The organism is aff. Roholtiella sp. LEGE 12411 (assembly GCF_015206995.1).
Classification (GTDB): Bacteria; Cyanobacteriota; Cyanobacteriia; order Cyanobacteriales; family Nostocaceae; genus Komarekiella.
This window is the reverse complement of record NZ_JADEXR010000006.1, coordinates 56,169-80,084: the sequence shown is the minus strand read 5'-3', so window position 1 is coordinate 80,084 and position 23,916 is coordinate 56,169. Positions and strand designations below refer to the sequence as shown.

Sequence of the window (23,916 nt, the reverse complement as noted above, 5' to 3'; positions counted from 1 at the left end):
CCCCATGCCCCATGCCCAATGCCCCATGCCCCATGCCCACTTCATTTAATCGGTTGCAGCTTTGTCACCTTGAGTTTAAAAATCCCAACCCCAGTTTCTCCAAAAGACCGAACGCGAACGATATACGTCCCTGTCTCGTTAATTCGGGTAAACAGTAGGGAATTGCTGCTGCCATCGGGGCCGTCATCATTTTCTGCTAGTGTTGAGCCATCAGGTGCTAGAAGTGTAATGATGCTGTCAAAATTTTCAGATGACAGATCAACCGCTAGATTGTCGCCCTTTTCTAACTTCACTATGTAATCACGAGCAAACCCACCTTGACCTGTGGGTATATCTTTGTCCGAAAGTGTATCGGAAAGTTCAGTAGTATTAACTAACGGGATTGGACTATACAACTTATTTTGAGCAACAGCCGCTCTTGTATTAATGCCTATTACCAGCAACGTGGCAGGAACGATGATGACTTGTTTCAAACCTGCCGCAAAACCTTTATTCATAAATTTCAAGCAATACTTACACACAAACAAGTAATTTGGTCGATTATAGAGTTCTTAGGCACATTTTGCCCATGAATTCTTGATTTATCTATCTTTTACGGCAGTAGCTACAACTGCCATCCCTAAGACTACAATTCCACACTGACGAAGTGTTTGCACAGCAGATCTGGCAGTAGCACCAGTTGTGTAAATGTCGTCTACTAACAGCACTGGCACATCTGAGAGGCGACGAAATTCTTGCTCAACAGCAAAAGCTTCAGCCAAGTTTTTTTCTCGCTCAGACGCCGATAAACCAAACTGCGCTTCAGTCTCTCGCATCCTTAATAAATAATTTAGTTTTAATTTTAACCCAGTTGTTTCGCAGAAACTTTGTGCTATTAATGCAGCCTGATTGTAGTTCCGTTGCTTTTGCTTGCTAGCGTGAAGTGGTATGGGAACTACCAAAGGCCGTTGATAGCCTTTTGGTAAATTTAATAGCCATGCTTGCGCTAACCATTGGCCCAAAGGACGAGCAATTTGGGGCTGATTTTCGTATTTCATCACGGCGATCGCTCTTTTCAGGGAACCGCCGTACGCTCCCCAGCCAAATACTGGTATTGGATCTCGCCACAAATAACTAGGGTTTTTGTGATGACAGTTTTGTAGTTGTTTGGTACAGTTTTGACAAAATTCCTGGGAAGTTGCGCGTTGGCACAGAGGGCAATGGGATTGAAGAAAAAGATTGAGTAAGCCTGTAAGATTTTTAGTCCAAGTGTGCATTTGTCATTGGTTATTTGTTATTAGTCATTGGTCGAAAATTAATGACTAATGACCTTAGCGTAGTGACTTAACATAAACGCGATCGCACCGTGTTGTTTCTACACCTGTTGTCAGGTTGTACCCATTGCTTTCATACAGTTTGACTGCTTCCACCATCACACTGGCAGTTTCAATCCAAATTTGCTGAAAACCATGCTCCGCGATCGCTGCTTCTAGCTGTTGTAACAAATATTTCCCCAATCCTAAACCCCTAACGCTTGACAAAAGATACATTTTGCGGATTTCTACAGCTTTTTCGCCACGATGTATAGGGTAGTATGCCCCAGTACCTACTAACTGGCTTTGGTGTTCAATTACCCAAAATTCGCCGCCAGTTGCTAAGTAATATTCCTCCACTTGCACTACATCTCTATCTGCACCGTTGGGTTCCCAACCCAGACCATATTCTGATAGTACATAACTGATGACTTCGGCGGCTCTGGTGCGATCGCTCTTTTCCCAATTACGAATTAAAAAATCTTGATAATGATTTTTCATTTCAATTACTTATAGTTTTAGAAGCGCTAAACAAAAGAACATTCCATCGTAGGGATGTTCTTTTTTTATCTTAATTCGTGTTACTAAATCTGAGGCGTGAATCTCTAATTTGTGATGTTTTGGCTCTGTACAGATTAATGTGATTAATCCCAGTAATCATCATCCTGATTTTGTTGACTTGGTTAAGTTTACACGAACAATAAAGATTCCCGACTTTTATAATAAGTCAGGAATCAGAGCCAATCAAATATAATTGCTAATATAGGATTCCTATTTGATTGTTGAAAAAACTGTGTACACCTCTAACTCTCTTTTTTCCTATCCCCTACCCCCTACCCGAAGGCCTTGATCAGCAAAGCAGCCAAAGGTTAGAGTCTGGTTTAACTGTAGTTTAAATATTAGGTAATTGCTGGCAGCAAATTGCTAACTTAAAATGCCCAAATTGTTGTAAATTTCAATTAGATTACCATCAGGATCGCGAAAATGAGCTGTGCGGATTCCCCAGTCTGGGCGATCTTGAGGTGGAGTCACAACGATCGCATGATGATCTTTTACTTGCTGATAGACTTCATCCACGTTATCCACTGCGAAAATCAAAGCTATTTTGTCTCGATTAGCAACGTACGAAGGCTGTTCAATACTGGGGACGACTGGGGCCATTAATTCCTTTTTGAATAAACCCAGCTTGACATATCCGGTATTAAACTCAGCGTACTCACTATTTTCATCGCCCCAATCGACATCAAATCTCAGCAAATCGCGGTAAAACAGAAAAGAATCTTTGTAGTTGGCGACAAGCAGTCTCAGGTGTGATAACTGAAGCTTCATATCTGTTGCGTTAGTCTACTAACTATGAATTCTAGGTTCTGGATGCAAAGTTGCTAGCAACTCACTTTCGACAATTGCCAATTCATCGAGCCGTTGCATGACAATCTCACGGTCAAAGTAAGTAGCTGCTAAAACCCAGTATATACCGTAGTGTCGCGCTTCAGATGCCATTAGCCCAAGATAAAACTTTGCTAATTCTGGCTCAGGACAGTGAGTAGCTAATAATCCCAAGCGTTCGTGACTACGAGCTTCTATTAAACCAGTAACTAGTAATGAATCCAAAAATCTATCGGGTTCTTTGGGACGCACTTGAGCTTTCAAACCAGCACCGTAGGGAGGTGGCGACAGAGGAGCTAAGGGGATATTACGGCGTTCTAGCCATTGATTAACTAGCTCAAAGTGTTCTAGTTCTTCGCGGGCGATCGCTGTTAACTCCCGCACCATTTTACTATTGGAAGGGTAACGAAACATCAAGTTCAAAGCTACACCAGCTGCCTTGCGTTCACAGTGGGAGTGGTCGAGTAGAATGATATCTAAGTTTGCGATCGCTTGTTCGATCCAAGCATTACTGGTAGCTTGTTTCAGGGCGTTGATAGTCGGTAACACAGAAGTAGTAAACACAAAGTAACAAAACTCCCAAATTTTAATTTAGCTGAGTACCCCAGCAAATTAGACCTATTGAAAAATAAATTATGGTAAAATTGTGGGTTTTAAAAATTTGCTTTCTTTCTCTATCAGACATCCTAATAAGGTAACAACAATTCTCTGTATAGATTTCGATATGGATTTTTTCTAAACCCTTAACGATACCACAAAATAATTATGCAAGAGGTCTATTGAAATGTAGAGGCTCCAAAGCTATCAATTCAAGCCCCAAGAGTAGGAACGTTAAATAAGCAGGGCGTAGGAAGTCACCTATGCTGTTTTACAAGCATTACGTTTGATGGACATCAATCGCACTTGCTCACGGGTAATTCCCTATCGCTCTGGTGCTTTTTCGGCGATCAAGTTTCGCCAAAAGTATAAAAGTAAAGGGCTTTGCTAGCATATACCAGTGAATTGGGATATCTTGTATAATCGCACACATTTTTTCCTATATTTTTGTGCTTTTTTCCAACAATCAATATGGACAAAAAGTTTTAGCCTTTACTATTCTGGAATCCTACCTTTTTTTATCCCAAAAAAACAAGTCATCTCCATATCCTCAAATTATCAGCAAATTTAAATTAGTATTAATACATAATTAAATGTAATAAATATTACAATTGTACGGGAATAAATTTTTAGCGATGGCTACGCCCGCCGAAGGCATCGCACGTTTTTTATCTGACCTCACCAAATCGCGTTGCTCCCCTTCACAGTTAGCAGTATTATATAAAGCTTGTATGAACCTGATATTTACTTGTGCAGAGATATCTTAAATTTATACATAAAATTAACTTATGCGTTTTTCAGCACAAGTCTTTATAACAAAACCCTAAATTACACAAGAAAAAATTGTGTTTTTTCAATAAGCAAACGAAATTTAATCAAGATGTCAAATTTTCAATAAGCGAACAAAATATATTCAAGCAGAGGATAAAGTCAATATGATGTTTATAGCTTGATGTATAAGATTTTACAAAAAAAATACATGCTTAAGATTAGGTAAAGAAGTTTACACGGACTACCAATAGTGATAGATAAATAGTTGTGTTTAGTAAGAAAAAACAACTGCACTGATCTAAAAATAGCTCATGGTTTGTGTCATTATCATTACCTGAAAGAAGCAATTAAACCCATATATGAGGCGGATAGACCTTCATTCTTTTACCGCATCTGATTTAGCACAAGTTGATATTGATACTTGGCTCGAATTACACTATCAATTGCAAAAACGCCACAAAGCCAGAATTGAACAATATTGGTTTCGCCCTGACCCCAAGGATTACTTGGCTAATTTAGAGAGTCGTCTTCTCTAGTAAGTTTTTCCACGCTAAATTTATTTTGCTTAAGTACTTATCTGACTACCCCAAGTGAAACTGCTTGGTTATGATTTGTTTACTGAGAGGTACGTTATTAAATACAATTCAAGAGCTAATTGATAAATCTAACCCTAATTCATCGAAATTTTATTAATTGCTACCTCAACTGAGTATTCACCTTCCCGCGCCTCATGTCATCATTCGTATCAATTTTAAGGTGAAACGGTATCAGCTTTTATCACCAAGATAATCTGCTCTCTAGTGAGATTAGTAACAATAATCTATTTGCTACTAACACATCTGGTAACAATATCCTTAACGGTAGATATTTCAAATCTAAGGAATGATTTTATTTCCAATAAATATCATTTATTATCCAATATTTTTGTAAAGAATTGAGAATATGAATCATATAAAAGTCTTTGTTCTTCTTGCTATCTCAAATTGGATAGCACATTTTTGGCAATATGCAAGCTTTGGACTATATGAGGATGATTTCTATAGAATTACCAGAGTGATGGAAGCGACATGGACTCAAGTTTGGGAAATAATTTTAGAAGGTGGTGGACAAGGCCGTCCGCTACATGATGGTCTAATATATTTATTTTCTTTCTTAGGAATTAAATTAGGAGGATTGCATTTTGTTTATTGGATTGGCTATTTAATCATTACGCTGAATTCGTTTTTGTTTTATATCTTACTGAAGTACTTGTCTAATCAGCAGGTTTTTGTTGTCACAGGGGCAATAGCTTTTTGCCTGTTTCCTGCTGATACAACCCAAGCTTTTCTGACGCACTCGCTAGGAATACAGCCATCTTTAATGTTCCTCTTGCTTGCGCTCTACTTCTATGTGTCTGGAAAAAAAAAGTTGTCGTACTTAACTATCGTTGGCACTCTGCTTTGTTATGAAACAATGTACCCAGTATTTTTATCCGCGCCACTTTTGAAAAATATCAAACAGAAATGGAATTCAAAAGTAGCAGAAGAATTACTCAGGCATTGTTTAATTTTAGGAGTTTTAATAGTATGTGCAGTCATTGTTCGGAAGTTAACACTAAATAGCATTGGAGTCATCAGTAATCCCAGCATCCTGTTTGCCATTATTACCTCTATACGAAATATGATTATTGGGCCGATCTTTAGCATGAGTATGTTTTTATATCGTCCGTTCTATACGTTGTTAGCTTTGGATGGGAATATGGCAGTGGTATTGCTTTTATGTTTTGCAGGGTTTGTATGGGTGCTTTTTCGACTAAAGCTTAATACTTCAGGCAATCCTCTTCGTTTGACAATTTCAGATGAAAGCAAGATCTTTACTCTGGAAGTTCCTCAATTTTTCAAAAATCATATTCAGTTAGCTTTAAGTGGATTGGTAATGCTGGTTCTGGCATATCCTCTCACTTTAACGACCTATGCTGTTTCAATTAATGGAAGAAGTTCACGCGTTCATGCATCTGCCATAATTGGAGCCTCTATTCTATGTGCCTATATCTGTTCAGCGATTCTATTTATAGCTATTACCTATTGTAAAAAACGTCTAGCAAGTTTGAGTTTAGCTGGATTTTTTACTTTACTAATAGAATTTGGACTAATTGTGCAACAAGACTATAAACTAAGTTGGCAGTATCAACGAGAGTTTTGGACAAATGTTGTTAGGCTTTGTCCACATATTAACGATGGAACAATAATTCTGATTGAATCAACTAGTTTTCATAATCCTAAACAAATTGATGCATACGGTTGGAGTATTCCCTTGATACTTGATTCAATCTACCAGTTTCCTGAGCATTGGAAAATTATCCCTATAATATACATGTTACAACCGCAATGGCAGAAAGAAATGGTTTCAGAGAGAAACTCTTTCCAGTTGAGTAAAACTGTCTTTTGGCTACCTTGGCTAAATTCAAAACGCTTTAAGTCTAACGAAACAGTTGAAAGTTCCAACGTCATTTTACTAGAGGTAAAGAATGAGGAATTGATGCGTATAACTGGCCCTCTCGTTATTAACGGACATGAGTTCAGGCTAAAGGAAAACTCAGTTTCAGAATTGCTCTTATTTAACAAAGGGCCCCTTTACAATTACCTTATTAAAAATGTTGAATAAGCAGCTAAACAAAATTAATTACATAGTTTTTACCAAATTCTAGGAGAATATTTTCAGCAGATGCAACAAAAGTCGGCCAATTTTTGTAAGCATCTATTCAATGAAGTTAAAATACTAAACTCACTGATATCTCTAGCTTTTATCAAGCTTGAGTGATAAGACGGACACCTAATTTGCTCTACCGCTTCTTGCAAAATTTGTAATCGACCACGGGGCGATCGCAAATTACAAGAAAGTAAAATCCATTGACATCAAAGAGTTAGAGATCAAAAGAAGTAAACGGTTACAAAAGTTTTAGCTTTAACCCAAGTTTATTAAGTTCTTAACGGACAATAAATCCGTATTTTTTAAGTACCATCTTGGCTTGACTACTAGATAAAAACTGGACAAACTCCTTAGCAGCATCGACATTTTTACTGCTTTTGAGCACTGCCATTGGATAGACAATAGGGGAGTGAAATTTGTCGTCAGCAGCGACTACAATTTTTACCTTATTGGAAATTTTGGCATCAGTGGCGTAAACTAAACCCGCTTGGGCATTACCACTTTCCACTGCTGCCAAAACTTGACGTACATTATTAACAAAAACAAATTTGGACTTGACCTTCTCAAAAATGTCCAACTTTTTTAAGACTTGCTCTGCATATTGCCCAGCGGGAACACTTCTGGGTTCTCCCATCGCAATTTTGTTAATCTTGGTATCTGTAAGATTATAAAAGCTGGTGATGCCGATAACATCATTAGGTACAATCAAGACCAGACGATTATTTGCCAGGTTCGCACGAGTACCAGGAACCAGGAGTCCTTTTTGTTCTAAGGCATCCACTTGTTTTTTGCCAGCAGAGATAAAGATATCCGCTGGCGCACCCTGTTCAATCTGTTGCTGCAAGGCTCCAGAAGCCCCAAAATTGTAACTAATATTGACATTGGGCTTACCTTGTTGGTAAACAGGCTTAATTTCTTCCAGTGCATCTTTCATGCTGGCGGCAGCAGATACGAGTAAGCTGGTATTTGACTGTGCTATCACAGATGAGGGAGTAACCAAAGGTAAGCCAATTACTAGGAGCAAGCTAGCAACTGCTACACCAATAAAGGCAAGAATTTGTCTTGTGTTCATAAAAAAATCGCGCTGACAGAGATTTATTTGGTCAATCGCCCCACTACAAGGCTATCCATTAGTCACATCTTTCTTCATAATCTTGAAAACCCTATTTTATAAGGCTCACGAAGCTTAGATTTTTTCGCTGGCTTGACAAATTAGCCCTGATTATTATCGAAAAAAATTCTATGTTTTTCAGAATAGACAACGCAATCTTAGCTCGACTTGATCCATTTAATCAAGCAGCGTAAACAGCAATATCTCTCAAACGCTCGAATAAAAGACGAGGGACTTTTATCATTTGAGTGGCCTCGGAAGATGTGGAAAAAGTGCTAGCCCATAAAAATTGCCTAACTAAAGCGAGTGCATCCGAAAAAGTAGGCAAAGTTTTGGAGTACCAAATTGTCTGCTGAACTGTCCAAGAGAAATTAGCTTGTAAATGGTCTGCCAAAATCACGACCAAGGAAAATAATCCCAGCAGTGTAGGTCTTGTACGAGCAATTGACTGGTCTGACCATTGACGTAGCAGGCCAAATAGAATATTGCTCTTCATGATTAACTACAACTTTATAAATTGTTTGGTTTTCTGTATCTATGCTACTCATCGTTTTTTAACCCTAGATTACTCTATTTATTTAGATTACTTACGTACCGAAAAGATAGCATGACGATTATATTGAGAATCTGCTGTATTTCCCTCCTCATCGTAGATATTAATGTCTGTAAACCCGACACTTTCAAGAGCAGTGACAACTTCTGTTCGAGAATAACCTCTAACCTGATTATTAATATCTAAACGTTGCCAAGATTCTTCTACCATTTGAAAGATAGTAATCCTAAATTGTCCTATTTTTTCTTCTGGGTTATAGCTGTCACAACAAGCCCAAGCGAGATCATCTTTTATATCACCATCGGAAATTGCACCATGCCAAGATTTATAAAAATCTTCTAAATTTAATCCAAATAAAAAAACTCCATTATTCAGTAGTGAATCATATACTTTTGCGAATACTTGTTGTAAATCTTCAAAATTTATTATTTCGTTAAGTCCTGCGTTAGCAGAAATCACTGCATCAAAAGTAGATGGCAAATTAAAAAACTTGGCATCATCAAGAATCAATTTAGCTTTTGGTGCGTTCTCACGAGCATATTGCAACATTCCTTCAGAAATATCAAGACCTGTTACTTGATAACCTTGCTCGATTAAATGTTGTGTTATATGTCCAGTACCACAACATAAATCAAGAATATTTGCTCCTTGAGCAACATTATATTGTTGTAGTAACTGTTCAAAAGCAGGCAAGATAACTCGACAGTATTCTAGACCCCAGTAATCATTATAAATTTTAGCCCAAGGATTGTATGTAGGACTAGAAGTAATTGTAGCCATTTGCCGATTCTCCGATTAATTATTTAGTTGATGTTCTTAATGCCATTTCTACGGCAGAAAACCACTTTCTCGTAGTTCTTTGATGCTATCTTTCACAGCTTGGATGATGTATTCTAGGTCTTCGTCAGTATGGGCTGTAGATAATAAACCACCATTGGGAATAATAAAGATTCCACGACAAAGGAGGTGATAGAATATCAAATCCATATTTCCTAACGAAGCATCTCCAGAATCAACAGAATTTCCTAAAGGAAGAGAAGTAAACATTGAACCACAGTTAGCTAACCGAATCGGTACTTCATCTTCTTGAAAGTAAGTATTCAGTTTTTCTACAAACTGGGAAGTACGTTCATTTAATTGCTGTTGAAGAGCATTACCTTGGCTTTTTAAATACTTAAGCACTGCTCTTGCAGCAGCCATAGCTAGGGGATGTTTGCAGTAAGTTCCTGCAAAAAATGTTGTTTCTACTTGAGGGAAAGATGCATCTCCATAGCTCCACATTCCACCGTCTATTCTATCCATGTAAGTTGCTTTGCCACCGATAATTCCAATGGGTAAGCCACCACCGACAATCTTGCCATAAGTTGCTATGTCTGCTTCAATGCCAAACCATGCTTGCGCTCCACCTAAATGAATACGAAAGCCTGTAAGAATTTCATCAAAAATTAATGCTATTCCTGATTGTTTGGTAATTTCTCTTAACTGTAGAAGAAACTCTTGAGGCTGTATATCTGGTCGTTCATCCTGGATTGGTTCGACTAAAACAGCAGCTAATTCATGTTGATAAGCTTTGATTACTTCTAATGATTTAAAATCACCATAATCGAGAACTAAAACATCATGAGCTACATTAGGCAATACTCCTGGAAAACTTGGGACTACAACTAAATTGTCATCTATTTTCTGTCTTTGAACTAAAGTGCCATCAAAATGTCCATGATAAGAGCCTGCAAACATGGCAATTTTTTGACGGCCAGTTGTAGCGCGTGCTAAACGCAGGGCTGTCATTACGGCTTCTGTACCTGTATTACTAAAAGTAACCCGTTCCATGCCCGTTAGTTCACAGAATAACTCTGCAACTTCGCCCGCTAGGTCTGATTGTGGGCCTATGTGTATACCTTGCTCTAGTCGCTCTTGTATGGCTTCTTTAATAAAGGGCGGATTATGTCCGAAAAGATTGACTCCAAAACCCATTACAAGGTCTATATATTCATTCCCATCAATATCCCAAATTTTAGAACCAGAAGCATATTTACCAATGATGGGATAGACCATTTCTTTGATAGCTGGGCGAAATCCTGCGGAGCCTCTTCTATCTGCAAGCACAGAACGATATGCTTGGGTCAGTTGTTTGGATATTTTAGTTTTATTGCTGTAGCGGGCAATAAAATCTTCTAGCTGTTTTTCTTGAGAATTTAAATTAGTTAAAGATGCTGGATTGGTTAATTGCATGGCATTAATGGGTAATGAAGTTTCTGGTAAATTAGATGTTGATAGATTCAGGCATTGGAGGCTTTAAAAAGCCTTCTTTTATAAGGTATTTCAAGTAAATATTAAACAAGTTTTCATCTATGGGCGGACAAATAATAGAGGTATTTGCAAGTCCGTTGGATGTATTTTTACAGTCAAATTTTAGTATTGTTGCGGTATTATTATTGTTCTCAGAATCTTTCTGGAGCAGCAATGTTATAAGTGGATATAGTGGATGTTCTGGGTTGTGTTCAGCAATTTTAAGCAAATCTGCTTGCCATTGTTTAGAGTTAATTTTTTGCAGTGAATAGCCAAGGGAACGGAGTAATTTTATTAGTCTATTTGAATGAAAAGGTTGGGGATTTACAAAATGGAATGCCTTACCTATAGATTCTTCTTGTTTGGATAAATGAACTATGGCTTTGCTCACATAGTCTACAGGCGCTATGTCTTCAATCATATTGCCATCTGGAACTTTTTCAAGTTTTATACAGCCAATGATTAATCTGTATAAAAAGTCATTTTGATTAAATACTCCGGTTTTGCTGTGTCCGGATACTCTTCCTAGTCTATATATACATACAGGAAGACCGCGATCGCGAGCAATAGTAACTAATTTTTCAGCAACCCATTTACTCTGAGTGTAGCCGCCAGATGGCACTTGATAATCATCAAGGCTATCTTGTTCTCGAACTACTTTCACACCCGAATAACCTACGGGAGAGAAGACTCCATCGGTTGACATAAAATGCACGGGTTTGACTTTCGCTTGAGTTGCTAGTCTCAAAACTTCCTGAGTTCCTAATACATTTGCAGGCTTTAGTGTGGTGTATGGGGAAGCATGATGAACCAACGCGCCATTGTGATAAATCACATCAATTAACTCAGCTAGTGCTTGAAATTTCTGCCGAGAAAGTCCCAAAAATGGCTGAGATAAATTCCCTACAACTGCAATAATTCTAGAACTGAAAGAATTGTCCCACACTAAGGATGATTTGAGGCTATTTTGAATTCTTTTTTTGCCCTCTTCTGGATTAGCTGCACGTACCAAGCAATAAATATCTGCATGAGTTTGTTGCAGGAGTTCATAAAGTAAAAATGCTCCTACAAAACCTGTGATTCCAGTTAAGAAAATGTTAGTAGTCTCAGTTGGATATTGAATTGGTGTCTCAGGACGTATGGTAGGATCAAGGACAGCTTCGGCTTCCCAATTAATTTGATTTTTGGAAGTAATAGCAAGAGTAGAATAACCCATATTTTGAGCCGTTTCAATACTCTGGGCTAAACTAGCAACTGTTGGCATTTCCCACAAACTGCTTAAAGGTAGTTCTATTTGCCATGTTTGATGTACCCGAAAAACAAGCTGTGTTAGTAGTAAAGAATGCCCTCCCAAATCAAAAAAGTTGTCTTCAATGCCAACTTGTTTAATCTTGAGCAATTCAGCCCAAATTTCCGCTAGTTGTTCTTCGATTGGTGTACGTGGTGCTATATACTTGGTTTCTTGATTCGACAAGTAATGTTCAGCTATAGGTAGCGCCCGACGGTCTATTTTACCATTCGGTGTAAGTGGTAGTTTTTCCAGTAGTACAAAAGCAGAAGGAACCATGTACTCTGGTAGACTTTCTTTGATCAATTGTCGTAATTTCGGTATCAGTTCAATATTATTTTCTAATTCATAATTTTGAGTATTAGGAACGATATATGCTAGTAGTCGCTTGTCACCAGGATTATCTTCTCTAACTACAACCACACTTTCTCGCACAAAAGAATGCTGAATTAGTTTGGCTTCGATTTCTCCTAGTTCAATCCGAAAGCCACGAATTTTCACTTGGTGGTCTATGCGACCAAGGATTTCAATATTACCATCACTGCGGTAGCGTACTAAGTCTCCTGTTTTATATAGCTTTTTGTCTCTTGCTTTGTTAAAAGGGTTGGGAATGAATTTTTCAGCAGTTAACTCAGGTTGATTGAGATAACCTCGTGCTACACCTTTACCGCCAATATACAATTCGCCGGGAATACCAATAGGAACTGGTTGTAGGTGGCTATCTAGGATATAAGTTTGAATATTATAAACAGCTTTGCCAATAGGTATTTCTTGGGTAAAAATTTGCTCTGATAAATCACAAGTTGTAGCTACTACTGTGGCTTCAGTGGGGCCGTAGCTATTAACTAGCCTAACTCTTTTATCTACACACTGTTGCCAAGTTAAGACTTGATCAGTTGATGCTTTTTCACCACCGATAATCAATAATCGTAGAGATGACGGTAAAGTTAATTTGAGTGTAGATAACTCAGAAGTTAATTGCTGCCAAAAAGCCGTTGGTAAATCTAAGACAGTGAGTAATTGTTGTTGACATTTCTCTAAAAAATGAGGTATTGAACTTAACATTTCATCAGTTCGCAGTACCAAAGTTGCTCCCTGTACTAAACAGGGAAAAATTTCCTCGGCGGCGGTATCAAAGCTAATGGAGGCAAATTGGAGAATGCGATCGCTAGAATTTATCTCATATTCCGCGATCGCTGCTTGGGTATAGTTAACTAAAGACCCTTGTTCAATCATCACCCCTTTGGGTTTGCCTGTTGACCCTGATGTGTAGATTACATAGGCTAAATTGTCAAGTTGACTTTGATTGACGGCATTGGTTTGCGGTTGTTGTGTTATTAACTCTGCATTATCTATGCATATAACTTTGGCTAGGGTATCTGGTAAATTTTTTAAGAGAAATTCCTGAGTTAGCAACACTGACACTTGAGCATCCGCTAACATATACGCTAACCGTTCTTGCGGGTACACTGGATCTAGTGGCAGATATGCCCCGCCAGCCTTGAGAATTCCTAATAATCCAACTATCATTTCCAAGGAACGCTCAACACAAATCCCCACCAATACTTCTGGCCCTACTCCCAGTTTTTGCAGATAGTGGGCTAGTTGATTTGCTCTTTGATTCAGTTCTCGATAGGTTAAATATTGCTCTTGAAATACTACTGCTATGGCATCAGGTATTTTCTCTACTTGTGCTTCAAATAATTGATGAATGCATTGGCCTTGAGGGGAATCAATTTCAGTATTATTCCACTCAAACAACAAAGTTTGCTTTTCTGCTGCTGTTAACAGAGGCAAGTCTGACAGGCGCTGGTGAGGATTTGCAACCATACCTGTTAATAAGTTGCCCAAATGCCCTAACATCCGAGTTATGGCATCATCATCAAAGCGTTCGCGATTATAAGCAATTTCCAATGACAACTCTTGGCTAGGTACGGCTGTGACGGTTAAAGGATAGTTTGTCCGTTCATCCGCAACAACATTTGAAATTTCCAAATTGTCAATTTGCCGTTTTGCAGTATCCACTGGGTAATTTTCAAATACCAAGATGCTGTCAAACAAAGACATTCCCCGTGGTACTTCACTCCACCCTTGCACTTGTACTAAGGGGCTATATTCATATTGATAAATTTCGGACTGTTGAGCTTGAATCTCTTTGAGTAGAGCCAAAACGCAAGTATTTGATGATACTTGTATCCTCAAAGGTAAGGTGTTAATGAATAATCCCACCATAGATTCAGCACCCGCTAGCGTTACCGGACGACCAGAGACGGTAACACCAAAAATTACGTCTGTTTCGCCACTGTAATAGCTCAGAAGCCAAGCCCAAGCGCCTTGTACTAAAGTATTGAGGGTGATTTGATGCTGACGAACGAGCGATCGCATCGCTGCGGTTTGACTAGCTGAAAGTTTGATTTCTTGGGTTGCATGATTCGATATTTGGCTATATGTACTACTAAGTGTTTTTTCAATACGTAGATTAGTCGGAGCCGAAAAACCACTCAACGTCTGTCGCCAAAAAGTCTCAGCTTTTTGTAAATCCTGTTGCTGTAGCCATTTAATGTAATCTCGGTATGGGCGGGAAGGCTCTAACCGCAATTCTTCACCTTGGCAGAAAGCAGTATAAAGTTTAAAAACTTCCTCTAGCAACATTGATGTAGACCAACCATCGGTAATTAGATGATGGGTGTTCCAGACAAATTGGTAAGTATTTTCGCTCAGTTGAATTAACGCCAAACGCATCAACGGCGCTTGGGTGAGATCAATACCTAAAGTGCAATTGCTCTCTAAAAAAGCTGCTAACTTTTGTTGCTGCTCAGTAGATGAAAGTCCCTGCCAGTTGTAATGTTTTAAAGGCAGTTGCACCTGACGCAGCACCACTTGTACAGGCTCTTTTAAACCTTGCCAGCGAAAACAAGTCCGCAAAATTGTATGACGCTGAATCACTTGCAGCCAAACCCGTTCAAATACAGGAATATTCAATTGTCCAGAAAGGGTACACACTAACTGATTGAAATAAACTCCTGTATCTGGTGCAGATAGAGTATGAAAAAGTAATCCCTGCTGCATTGGCGAAAGAGGATAGAAATCCTCTACATTTTGCATACCCATTAGACCTCTCCATAAATTAAATATGCATTACCCAGAACCCTTGTAGAGACGTAGCACTGCTACGTCTCTACATTCTTTTTCGGAGATGTCTATTTTAAACGTCTCCAATTGCTGCAATGATGTTTTCTATGTCTGTTTCACTCCACTGGAAGTCTGATAAATCTGCTGGGAGTGAGTTATTGCCAGAAACTTGGTGAATTAGCGATCGCAATGCCTTGATAAAATTCTCAGCTAGATTGTCAATCGTGGTTTGGCGATGAATGGCATTGCTGTAAGTCCAACTGATTTGTAATTGGTTTGCAACTACAATCGCGTTGATATCTAGTAAATGGCGACGATTTCCCTTGGGACTGTGTGCAGCACCTATGTCTGCGTCAGTAAAACCAAAGGGTGATGATTCTGAAAGGACTTGATCCGACTGTCCCAAATAGTTGAACAGCACCTCAGCTTGAGGTAGGGTTTGCAGTTTTTCTGCTGTTGATTCATTACTGCTGAGATAACGCAGTACACCATAGCCGATACCGCGATTGGGAATCTCGCGTAACTGCTCCTTGATAGTTTTTACCGTCGTAGCTGAGTCAGATGTTGTAGGCAAGTTTAATAATACTGGGAAAATGGTCGTAAACCAGCCTACAGTCCGTGACAAATCCACATCATCAAAGATTTCTTCCCGCCCATGTCCTTCTAAATCTAAAAGTAGTGTCGGCTCTCCCAGCCACTCAGCAAAAGTCTGTACCAGTGCTGTTAGTAAGACATCGTTAATTTGGGTTTGGTAAACGGCTGGGACTTTTTGCAACAAAGCCTGAGTATCTGCCACACTCAAGGAAACAGATATAGTACGAGCCGAAGCCTCTGTGTTCTCGCCTCCGGGTAAATCTATTGGGATGCGGGAAACCTGATGACGGGATTCTGCACACCAGTATTCTAGTTCTTCCTGAAGTTCATCTGACTGGGCGTAGTTTTTTAACTTTTGCGCCCACTGCTGGAAGGAAGTTGTTTTAGCTGGTAATTTAATTGCCTCACCCGCTTGGATTTGGGTGTAAACAGTTTGAAAATCCTCTAGGAGAATGCGCCAAGAAACACCATCAACAGCTAAATGGTGAATGATTAGTAGTAAGTAGCTGGGCTGATTTGCACCACGGTCAAAAATAGCCGCTTGTACTAACGGACTCTCAAAGAGGTTGAAACTAGCTTGTAATTTGGTGGCTGTAGAGGCGATCGCTAATTCTTGTTCCTGCTGTAACCATGTAGAAAAATCGCAGCGTGTCACTGGCACAATATCTGTGGGAGTAGCGATAAATTGCCGCCATTCAGACAATTGTTTGACAAAACGCAGACGAAGTGAATCATGATGCAATATTAACTGCTGCATCACCTGCTGTAAAATCTCCGTGTCGAGATTTTGCCGCATTTCTAGCAGAATTGCCTGATTCCAGTGGTGCGGCTCCGGTTGGTTTTGCTCAAAAAACCATTGTTGAATCGAGGTGAGAAATACATCACCTGTCACTAATCCTTGCTCTGCTTGGATAGTGCGAACCGTACCCGCCACTGCTGACAATTTTGCAATTGTTTGGTTATCAAACATCTGCTTGGGAATCAATTGCAAACCAGCTTGATTAGCTTTAGCAATAATTTGAATACTCAAGATAGAATCGCCGCCCAACTCAAAGAAATTATCGTGGATACCTAAGCGTTCCACACGCAAAACTTGAGTCCAAATGTCTGCTAATAATTTTTCAGTCGGTGTACTCGGAGGCACAAAAGTACCTGACTCGGCTCTAATTTGTTCTGGTGCTGGCAATGCTTTTATATCCACCTTGCCATTAGTTGTCAAAGGCAGAGCCTTTAATGGTACAACAACCGAGGGAACCATATAATCAGGCAGCTTCTCTGACAAAAAGCTTTGCAGAACATCGATAGAACTGGACGATTCTGCATTCCAAACAATGTATGCAACTAAACGTTTGTTACCTGGAACATCCTCTCGTGCTATGACTACAGCTTCCTTTACCTCTGAATGCTCTAAAATTACAGACTGAATTTCTGCTAGTTCGATGCGGAAACCGCGAATTTTTACCTGATCATCAATGCGTCCCAGAAATTCCAGAACCCCATCTGGTCGGTAACGCGCCAAATCACCAGTTTTATAAAGCCGTTCCCCCGGTGTTTGAGAAAATGGGTTAGGAATAAACTTTTGTGCTGTCAATTCTGGCTGATTGAGATAACCTCTAGCTAATCCCAAGCCGCCAATGTGCAACTCACCCGCTACACCAATCGGTACAGGTTGACAGTATTGGTCAAGCACATATAACTGAGTATTAGCGATCGCATTACCAATGGCTACTGAAGTAGAAAGATTTTCTCCTATCGGTACTTGGTAAATGCAACAACCGACAACTGTTTCTGTCGGCCCATATTCATTGACCAACATTGTATCTGGTGCAAACTCTCGCCAGAAAGCAATATCTTCAGCCAACAAATTCTCACCACCAATGATAAAGGCTCTAGTGCGACCTGCGGCTTCTTGCGGTAATAACATCTGAGACAGTAACTTCAGGTGAGCCGGTGTAATTTTCACCAAACTTAAGTTAGAGCGATCGCGTAAAGCATTACCCAGAGTTTCAATACCTTGGTTTTCTGAGAGAATTTCTACCTGATTCCCCACCAGTAAAGGGGGGAAAAGGCTGGTAATCGTCAGGTCAAATCCTAAAGGAGAATGAACGATTGTTCCTGTACCTTGGTCAACATTATAAGCTTGGGTACACCAACTCAGGTAGTTAACTAGTCCTTGATGGTGAATTAATGTACCTTTAGGCTTCCCAGTTGAGCCAGAAGTGTAGATGATGTAAGCCAGATTGAGAGTGGTAATATCACTGACTGGGTTATCTATTAGCTGTTGGGTAATAGTTTCCCAATCAGTATCTAAGCAAATTACTTGGGTTTTTTCTATCGGTAAGTTTGCTGCTAAATGTTGTTGAGTTAGCAGTACAGGTATTTGAGCATCTTGTAAGATAAATGCTTGACGTTCTTTGGGATAGGTTGGCTCAATTGGTAGATATGCTCCACCTGCTTTGAGGATACCTAATAAGCCGATGACCATTTCTAAGGAGCGTTCAACACAAATCCCCACTGGTACTTCAGGCTTAACTCCTAATTGTTGTAGGTAATGGGCTAGTTGGTTAGCACGGATGTTAAGTTCACTATAAGTTAACTGCTGATTTACTCTTTGAGAAGCCGCGCTTTGCGCGTCTACATACACAACAGCAATATTGTCTGGTGTACGGTTTACCTGTTCCTCAAATAATTGGTGAATGCACTTATTTTTGGGATAGTCAGCCTGGGTATGATTAAAATCAACCAGTAGTTGTTGTAACTCGTTTGGCGGTAATATCTCTAATTCACTAATTGCCGATAACGGATTTTTCAAGATACTGTGCAATAAAGTCTCAAATTCTCCCGTTAAACGATTTATATTTTCAGCATTAAATAAGTTAGCATCGTAGTGAAATTCTACAGTCAAATAATCTTTGTATTCTAAACATGAGCATTTCACTTTAAACCTGTCTATACAGGCATATTGTTTGTAAATTGAAAAGCTAATATTAGCACCAGTATATTTATAATTTTGTGATTCAAAATCAAAACAAAATGGAAAATATGATGTAGTTATATCCTTATTAAGTTTAATGATTTCCCAATTAAAACTATCTTGCCATTCATGGTTTTCTTGAAGACTATCTTGAGTTTTCTGTAAAACTTCACTAAAAAAGCTAGTTGATGTTAAATGACTATGTAAAGGTAAATATTTAGCAAATAATCCTAGCGCTGATTCTAATTCTTGGTAATTACGACCATCGCTAGCTGTACCAATAACTATCTCCGATTGCCCAGTTAAACGCATCAGCAATGCTTGCCAACAAGCCAATAATAATACAGAAACAGAAGTATTATTTTTCTGGGCTAAAGTTTTAATTTCATTAGTAAAATTAGAATTTATCTGCAAGCTCACAACTTGAGGCTGAAACTCTTGATTGACTTGCAGTTGATTTTCTAAAGGCAAATGTAAATCCAAAAGGTGAGCAATATCTTGTTTACGCCAATACTCTCTACCTATTGCTGTATCTTCTGATTCAAGTAATTCATTTTGCCATTCAGCAATATCAGCATACTGGAGGATTTCATCAGATAATTCTTTATCTTGTAAACAAGCTGCGTAAGAACTACTGATTTCATGCACCAAATTTTTCAGAGTTGCAGAATCTGCACACAATGCGGGTAAGCTGAAAAGTAATATATATTTTTGCGGTGATAAAGTTATTAGAGAGATATGCAAAATTTGACCTTTTTCATAATCAAAAGGCAAATGAAGCATCTCTTGAAAAATTACGTTAATCTTAGCTTCTTGTTGCTGAAGTTGCCAGCCACTTAAATCATGGCCGTCTTCCCAGCAGATGCTACCATCATTGATTACTTGAACTGGAATTTCCATCCCCGATAAGCACTGAAATTTAGTCCTAAGTATTTCATGCTTATTAACAACATTTTTTAACGCTTCTTTAAGGTTAGCTATGTCTAGCTTGCCTTCAATTAAAACTGCTCCTTGGACGCGAAATGGCGTTTGCTTATCTGTGTGCTGTAACAACCACAGATGTTTCTGGAGTGGAGAAATTCGGACACCTTCAAGGATTTGGGTTTGCATAATATTTGAAAATCAGGATTTTATTCAGACACAGATAGGAATGAGGAAATAGAGTTATCAGTTGCTGTTCATGTTTGATTTGTGTTTAATCTTCATTAACTTCTGGCGAACTGTATTTTTATATTCTTTTTCTTGAGTCAGTTGTTTTTGAGAGTCAGATTCTTTAAGTTTTTCTACTAGCTGGTTGAGTTGGATATCTGGTTGCGTAACTACGCACCGCAAAAGTGTTTCTAGCTGTTCTGTCATGCGGAGTATAGTGCTGGATTCAAATAAATCAGTTTTATATTCAAAGCAACCACTAATACCTTCCGGTTGTTCTGAAAGTAGAAGTCCTAAATCAAAGGGACACCTCTGCTTGTTAGTTTCAAATGGGCTAAGGGTGAGATCAGGTAAAGACAAAGTGAGTTTTTGAATGTCTGGTGTGGCTATATTCTGGAAAGCAAACCACACTTGAAACAGTGGATTATAATTCAGGTCTCGCTCTAGTTGCAATTCTGCGACTAACTTTTCAAAGGGCAAATCCTGATGGGTGTATGCTCCTAAAGTTACTTCGCGTGTCTGACGCAGTAATTCACTAAAACTAGGGTTTCCTGATAGGTCTGTCCGCAGCACTAAACTATTGACAAAAAAGCCAATTAATCCTTCAATTTCACTGCGGTTGCGATTGGCAATAGCTGAACCTACAAGGATATCTTCTTGCTTGGTGTAGTAGTAGAGCAAGGTGTTATATGCAGTTAGCAGGTTCATAGAGAGGGTAACATCCTCTCGCTGGCTGAGTAATTTAACTGCATCGCTGAGGTCTTTAGGTAGTTGGAATGATTGGGTTGTGCCAGTATAAGTTGGTTGCAAAGGTCGAGGTTTGTCAGTGGGTAACTCTAGCTTTGTTGGTGCGTCTTGGAGTTGCTGTTTCCAATAAGTTAGTTGGGTTTCTAGCACCTTTCCTTGCATCCATTTTTTCTGCCAAACAGCAAAATCTGCATACTGAATTGGTAAGTATGGAAGTGTCAGCGATTTTCCTTGGCTAAAGGCTGCGTAAAAATCTGCTAGTTCCCGAATGAGTATCGCCATTGACCACAGATCGGAGATAATGTGGTGCATGGTCAGCAGTAATACATACTCTGTTTCGTCTAGCTGTAGTAGCATGACTCGTAGTAATGGCCCTTGAGCTAGGTTGAATAGGCGTTGTGCTTCTTCAATTGCAATGCGCTTTACTTGTGCTTCTCGTTGCTGGGGCGATCGCTCATTTACTCTTAGGTCTACTATCGGTATAGTAATATCCGTAATCGGTTGAATTTTCTGGACTGGTTGCCCTTCGACTGTAGTAAAAACCGTGCGTAAGGTTTCATGACGACTTACGACCGCATTTAAACTTTGTTCTAATGCTGTGATGTTGAGTAAACCAGTTAAGCGCACACCTGTAGGTTCATTATAAGTATGATTGCCTGGATCTAATTGATCGAGTAACCATAGTCTTTGTTGAGCAAAAGATAAGGGTAAGTTTTCACTCCTGCTAACAGGTTTTATTGGCAAAGTCTCCAATTTTTCCCCAGTTCTGATTTTAGTTTCTATTCTCTGGGCGCATTCTGCTATGGTTGGCGACTCAAACAAATAACTTAGCGGTATCTCTATCTTAAAAGCGTCCCGGAGACGAGATATTACCTGAGTTGCTAACAGTGAATGTCCGCCTAAATCAAAAAAGTTATCATTATTACCTATACATTCTTTCCCAAGAATTTCTGTCCATATCCCTGCCAATACCTCTTCCACAGGAGTGCGTTGAGTTTGTACAACTTGCTTTTCTGTAACAGGCACTGATTTTTGTAAATGTCTAACTCTTGGGATTTGCTCTAGAGGAATTTGCTCTAAAAGTGTTTGCAGCGTTACTTCTGAATCAGAAATAATCCTATTTAACAACTTTAAAAAATGTTCTAAAATATGCCCTACATCAGCACTATCAAAACGACGTTGATCATAAACGCATTTCAAATGAAGTTCTGAGTTAACAGAGGCTAAAAAGGTGAGAGCATATTTAGTTTGTGCGCCAATGGAACGTGAATCAGATATGTTAATTTTTAGATCAGCAGACTGTAATGCACTTATATGTACAGGATAATTCTCGAAAACTAAAAGACTTTCATAGAGAGGTAAATATCCTGGTAATTCACTGCATTTATGAACTTGTCCCGCATTGCTATGTTCGTATTGGCGTAACTCCAGATTATAACTCTGGATATTGTTGAGCCAGCACCATAACTTTTCTTGCTGCTCAAGTTTTACTCTTAAAGGTAAGGTATTAATAAACAGCCCAATAGTTGATTCGATTCCTAGCAAACTTGCTGGACGACCGGAGACTGTAATCCCAAAAACTACATCATCTTCATTACTATAGCGGCAAAGAAGTAATGCCCAAATTCCTTGAACTATAGTGTTCAATGTTAGGCGATGAGATTTTGCTAAAGATTTGAGAACTGCTGTATTTGTGGCATTTAAATATATTTCCTGCTCACCATATTTTGCTTGATTAACACTATCATCTAGGCGTTCTGCTGTTATTCCTAATGGGGTGGGTTTGGTAAAATCTTTTAAGTTTTTTTGCCAAAATTCTTTAACTTGTAATTCATCTTGTTGCTTGAGCCAGGCAATATAATCTTTGTAAGGGCGAACTGCTTTCAGGTGTAAATCTTGACCTTGGCTTGAAGCTTGGTAAAAAGATAAGAATTCCTGAAACAATAACGGGCCGCACCAGCCATCCATGAGAATATGATGAGAAGTCCAAACTAATTGATAAGTATTTTCGTTAGTTTGAAAAAGTGCCAAACGCATGAGAGGTGGTTGAGATAAATTGAAACCGCGATCGCGATCGCTCTGAAGATAAGCTTGCAGTTGTGCTTGTTGTTCTAGTAAAGAATATTCTCGCCAGTCTTGCTGCTCCAATGAAACTGCTACTTGTCGCAAAACTACCTGAAGTGGCTGTTCCTGCTCTTTCCAGACAAAGCCTGTTCTTAAAACTGAGTGTCGCGCAATAATCCTCTGCCAAGCTTGCTCACAAGCCGACACATTCACATTTCCTTGTAAAGTGGAGATGGATTGCTCAAGATGAATACCTGAATTGGGAGCAAATAATGTCTCAAATAACATCCCTTGCTGGGTTGGAGACAATGGATAAATAGCTTCAATATCTTTCTTATTCATCTAAACCTCCAAGAGACCCCCACCAAAACTGTACTCAGTTTGGTGGTTGGAGGAATGGAGCGGAGCCGGAGACGCTCCGCCTCCGGGGTTAATTGTGAAACGTCCCTTGAATAATTTTGTGCGCCAGCACAAACAATGAGAGGGACAGTTGAGCAATTAACAAATCTTTTATTTTCCATATTCGTAACCATCCTTTTTGTGAATTGATTTACAGTATTTATGAGTTTTTGACTCCACAATAAACGCACTGTCTTCCCCACTTTTCTAATAGATATTGTCTTGTTTCGTAGCCAGCAAAAGTCCCCTGCTGGTACTCTTTCCCCTGGATATCTGGATTCCGCATCAACTGCATATCAAAACGTACTAACTCTTGACTAATAGCCTCAATTGGTGCAAATCGACGTAACTTATCAACCCAAGTTTTGATATTGTCAACCCGACTTTGTAAGCTTGGCGCTAACCATCCTGATGGACGGGTTCTATTTAAGAATCTGGGTTTCCTGTAACGAGTTTTTCTAGTGCGTCTACTACGCCTTAATTGTCGTCTAGAGGTCAAAGCGTCTCTGATTGTAAAACCTCTATGTTTTAATTCTGCTGCAAATACAACAACTCCCGTAGCATCGTTGACTAACGCAATTCCGGTGTGTTTTGCGCCAGGGTCAATCTTTAACCGAATAGGTGATACTGGGGAGTTAGGACGCGATTCTTTTAGGATAATGGTAAACGGGAACTGTCTAAATACTGCTGCTTTTTTGTTCCTTAACAACTGTCTAGCCTGTGCGGAATGAATTGGTTCTAAAGGTCTTTTTTTGGAATCAATTACAAATGTTTTGCACATAAGTGCCTCCTTTCGGGTAATGTTAGCTTCGTCAATGTTTCAGGTCGGTAACTATCTCAAAAGCACTGGCTTAACCCTTAAACCTGTTTAACTTTTAAGTT

At 39.1% G+C, this 23,916-nt stretch carries 14 protein-coding genes and 2 pseudogenes; 2 read left to right on the top strand and 14 right to left on the bottom strand.

Going from position 1 to position 23,916, the window contains the following annotated elements; translation table 11 throughout:
- Window positions 1-41 precede the first annotated feature (41 nt).
- The 5 genes from IQ246_RS02745 to IQ246_RS02725 all read right to left on the bottom strand — a co-directional run bounded on the left by IQ246_RS02745 (window position 42) and on the right by IQ246_RS02725 (window position 3,242).
- Entirely contained in the window at window positions 42-497 is a 456-nt protein-coding gene (locus IQ246_RS02745; RefSeq protein WP_193999900.1) for a PPC domain-containing protein, read from the bottom strand.
- A gap of 84 nt (window positions 498-581) precedes the next feature.
- Window positions 582-1,256: a ComF family protein gene (locus IQ246_RS02740; protein ID WP_193999898.1), complete on the bottom strand. Its 675-nt coding sequence runs from the start codon at window positions 1,254-1,256 to the stop codon at window positions 582-584.
- A 54-nt stretch (window positions 1,257-1,310) separates the two neighbouring features.
- Window positions 1,311-1,793 (bottom strand): GNAT family N-acetyltransferase, encoded by a 483-nt coding sequence (locus IQ246_RS02735; protein ID WP_193999896.1) that lies wholly within the window; start codon window positions 1,791-1,793, stop codon window positions 1,311-1,313.
- Between the two features lie 423 nt (window positions 1,794-2,216).
- Complete coding sequence (locus IQ246_RS02730; protein WP_193999894.1) at window positions 2,217-2,621, bottom strand: VOC family protein; 405 nt, start codon at window positions 2,619-2,621, stop codon at window positions 2,217-2,219.
- Window positions 2,622-2,639: 18 nt separating this feature from the next.
- Window positions 2,640-3,242: a tRNA isopentenyl-2-thiomethyl-A-37 hydroxylase MiaE gene (locus tag IQ246_RS02725; RefSeq protein WP_193999892.1), complete on the bottom strand. Its 603-nt coding sequence runs from the start codon at window positions 3,240-3,242 to the stop codon at window positions 2,640-2,642.
- Between the two features lie 1,163 nt (window positions 3,243-4,405).
- On the opposite strand from IQ246_RS02725, the gene IQ246_RS02720 reads away from it, so the two are divergent.
- A complete protein-coding gene (locus tag IQ246_RS02720) occupies window positions 4,406-4,582 on the top strand; it encodes a hypothetical protein (RefSeq protein WP_193999890.1) in 177 nt (58 codons plus the stop codon).
- A 406-nt stretch (window positions 4,583-4,988) separates the two neighbouring features.
- Window positions 4,989-6,689 (top strand): hypothetical protein, encoded by a 1,701-nt coding sequence (locus IQ246_RS02715; protein ID WP_193999888.1) that lies wholly within the window; start codon window positions 4,989-4,991, stop codon window positions 6,687-6,689.
- Window positions 6,690-7,011: 322 nt separating this feature from the next.
- On the opposite strand, the gene modA is transcribed toward IQ246_RS02715, so the two are convergent.
- From modA to iscB, 9 genes and pseudogenes are all read right to left on the bottom strand, one after another.
- Window positions 7,012-7,806: a molybdate ABC transporter substrate-binding protein gene (modA, locus tag IQ246_RS02710; protein WP_193999886.1), complete on the bottom strand. Its 795-nt coding sequence runs from the start codon at window positions 7,804-7,806 to the stop codon at window positions 7,012-7,014.
- A 220-nt stretch (window positions 7,807-8,026) separates the two neighbouring features.
- Window positions 8,027-8,341, bottom strand: a complete 315-nt coding sequence (locus IQ246_RS30125; RefSeq protein ID WP_244141912.1) for a hypothetical protein — start codon at window positions 8,339-8,341, stop codon at window positions 8,027-8,029.
- Window positions 8,342-8,345: 4 nt separating this feature from the next.
- Window positions 8,346-8,393, bottom strand: a pseudogene (locus tag IQ246_RS31180) (hypothetical protein); the annotation flags it as partial.
- A gap of 35 nt (window positions 8,394-8,428) precedes the next feature.
- Window positions 8,429-9,178, bottom strand: a complete 750-nt coding sequence (locus IQ246_RS02700) for a class I SAM-dependent methyltransferase (protein ID WP_193999882.1) — start codon at window positions 9,176-9,178, stop codon at window positions 8,429-8,431.
- A 48-nt stretch (window positions 9,179-9,226) separates the two neighbouring features.
- Window positions 9,227-10,630, bottom strand: coding sequence for an aspartate aminotransferase family protein (locus IQ246_RS02695; RefSeq protein WP_193999881.1), 1,404 nt, complete (start codon window positions 10,628-10,630; stop codon window positions 9,227-9,229).
- A gap of 31 nt (window positions 10,631-10,661) precedes the next feature.
- Complete coding sequence (locus tag IQ246_RS02690) at window positions 10,662-15,080, bottom strand: non-ribosomal peptide synthetase (RefSeq protein WP_208491976.1); 4,419 nt, start codon at window positions 15,078-15,080, stop codon at window positions 10,662-10,664.
- 100 nt (window positions 15,081-15,180) lie between these two features.
- Entirely contained in the window at window positions 15,181-19,785 is a 4,605-nt protein-coding gene (locus IQ246_RS02685) for a non-ribosomal peptide synthetase (RefSeq protein ID WP_208491975.1), read from the bottom strand.
- Between the two features lie 57 nt (window positions 19,786-19,842).
- Window positions 19,843-22,977 carry a condensation domain-containing protein gene (locus tag IQ246_RS02680; protein WP_193999877.1) on the bottom strand — a complete coding sequence of 1,045 codons (3,135 nt, stop codon included), beginning with the start codon at window positions 22,975-22,977 and terminating at the stop codon, window positions 19,843-19,845.
- A gap of 223 nt (window positions 22,978-23,200) precedes the next feature.
- A pseudogene (iscB, locus tag IQ246_RS02675) lies at window positions 23,201-23,815 on the bottom strand (RNA-guided endonuclease IscB); the annotation flags it as partial.
- Window positions 23,816-23,916: the final 101 nt, after the last annotated feature.

What these genes read in the sequence shown, in the direction of transcription:
- IQ246_RS02745 (WP_193999900.1), bottom strand. Translation starts at nt 497, where the DNA reads ATGAATAAAGGTTTTGCGGCAGGTTTGAAACAAGTCATCATCGTTCCT.
- IQ246_RS02740 (WP_193999898.1), bottom strand. Translation starts at nt 1,256, where the DNA reads ATGCACACTTGGACTAAAAATCTTACAGGCTTACTCAATCTTTTTCTT.
- IQ246_RS02735 (WP_193999896.1), bottom strand. Translation starts at nt 1,793, where the DNA reads ATGAAAAATCATTATCAAGATTTTTTAATTCGTAATTGGGAAAAGAGC.
- IQ246_RS02730 (WP_193999894.1), bottom strand. Translation starts at nt 2,621, where the DNA reads ATGAAGCTTCAGTTATCACACCTGAGACTGCTTGTCGCCAACTACAAA.
- IQ246_RS02720 (WP_193999890.1), top strand. Translation starts at nt 4,406, where the DNA reads ATGAGGCGGATAGACCTTCATTCTTTTACCGCATCTGATTTAGCACAA.
- IQ246_RS02715 (WP_193999888.1), top strand. Translation starts at nt 4,989, where the DNA reads ATGAATCATATAAAAGTCTTTGTTCTTCTTGCTATCTCAAATTGGATA.
- modA (WP_193999886.1), bottom strand. Translation starts at nt 7,806, where the DNA reads ATGAACACAAGACAAATTCTTGCCTTTATTGGTGTAGCAGTTGCTAGC.
- IQ246_RS30125 (WP_244141912.1), bottom strand. Translation starts at nt 8,341, where the DNA reads ATGAAGAGCAATATTCTATTTGGCCTGCTACGTCAATGGTCAGACCAG.
- IQ246_RS02700 (WP_193999882.1), bottom strand. Translation starts at nt 9,178, where the DNA reads ATGGCTACAATTACTTCTAGTCCTACATACAATCCTTGGGCTAAAATT.
- IQ246_RS02695 (WP_193999881.1), bottom strand. Translation starts at nt 10,630, where the DNA reads ATGCAATTAACCAATCCAGCATCTTTAACTAATTTAAATTCTCAAGAA.
- IQ246_RS02690 (WP_208491976.1), bottom strand. Translation starts at nt 15,080, where the DNA reads ATGCAAAATGTAGAGGATTTCTATCCTCTTTCGCCAATGCAGCAGGGA.
- IQ246_RS02685 (WP_208491975.1), bottom strand. Translation starts at nt 19,785, where the DNA reads ATGCAAACCCAAATCCTTGAAGGTGTCCGAATTTCTCCACTCCAGAAA.
- IQ246_RS02680 (WP_193999877.1), bottom strand. Translation starts at nt 22,977, where the DNA reads ATGAATAAGAAAGATATTGAAGCTATTTATCCATTGTCTCCAACCCAG.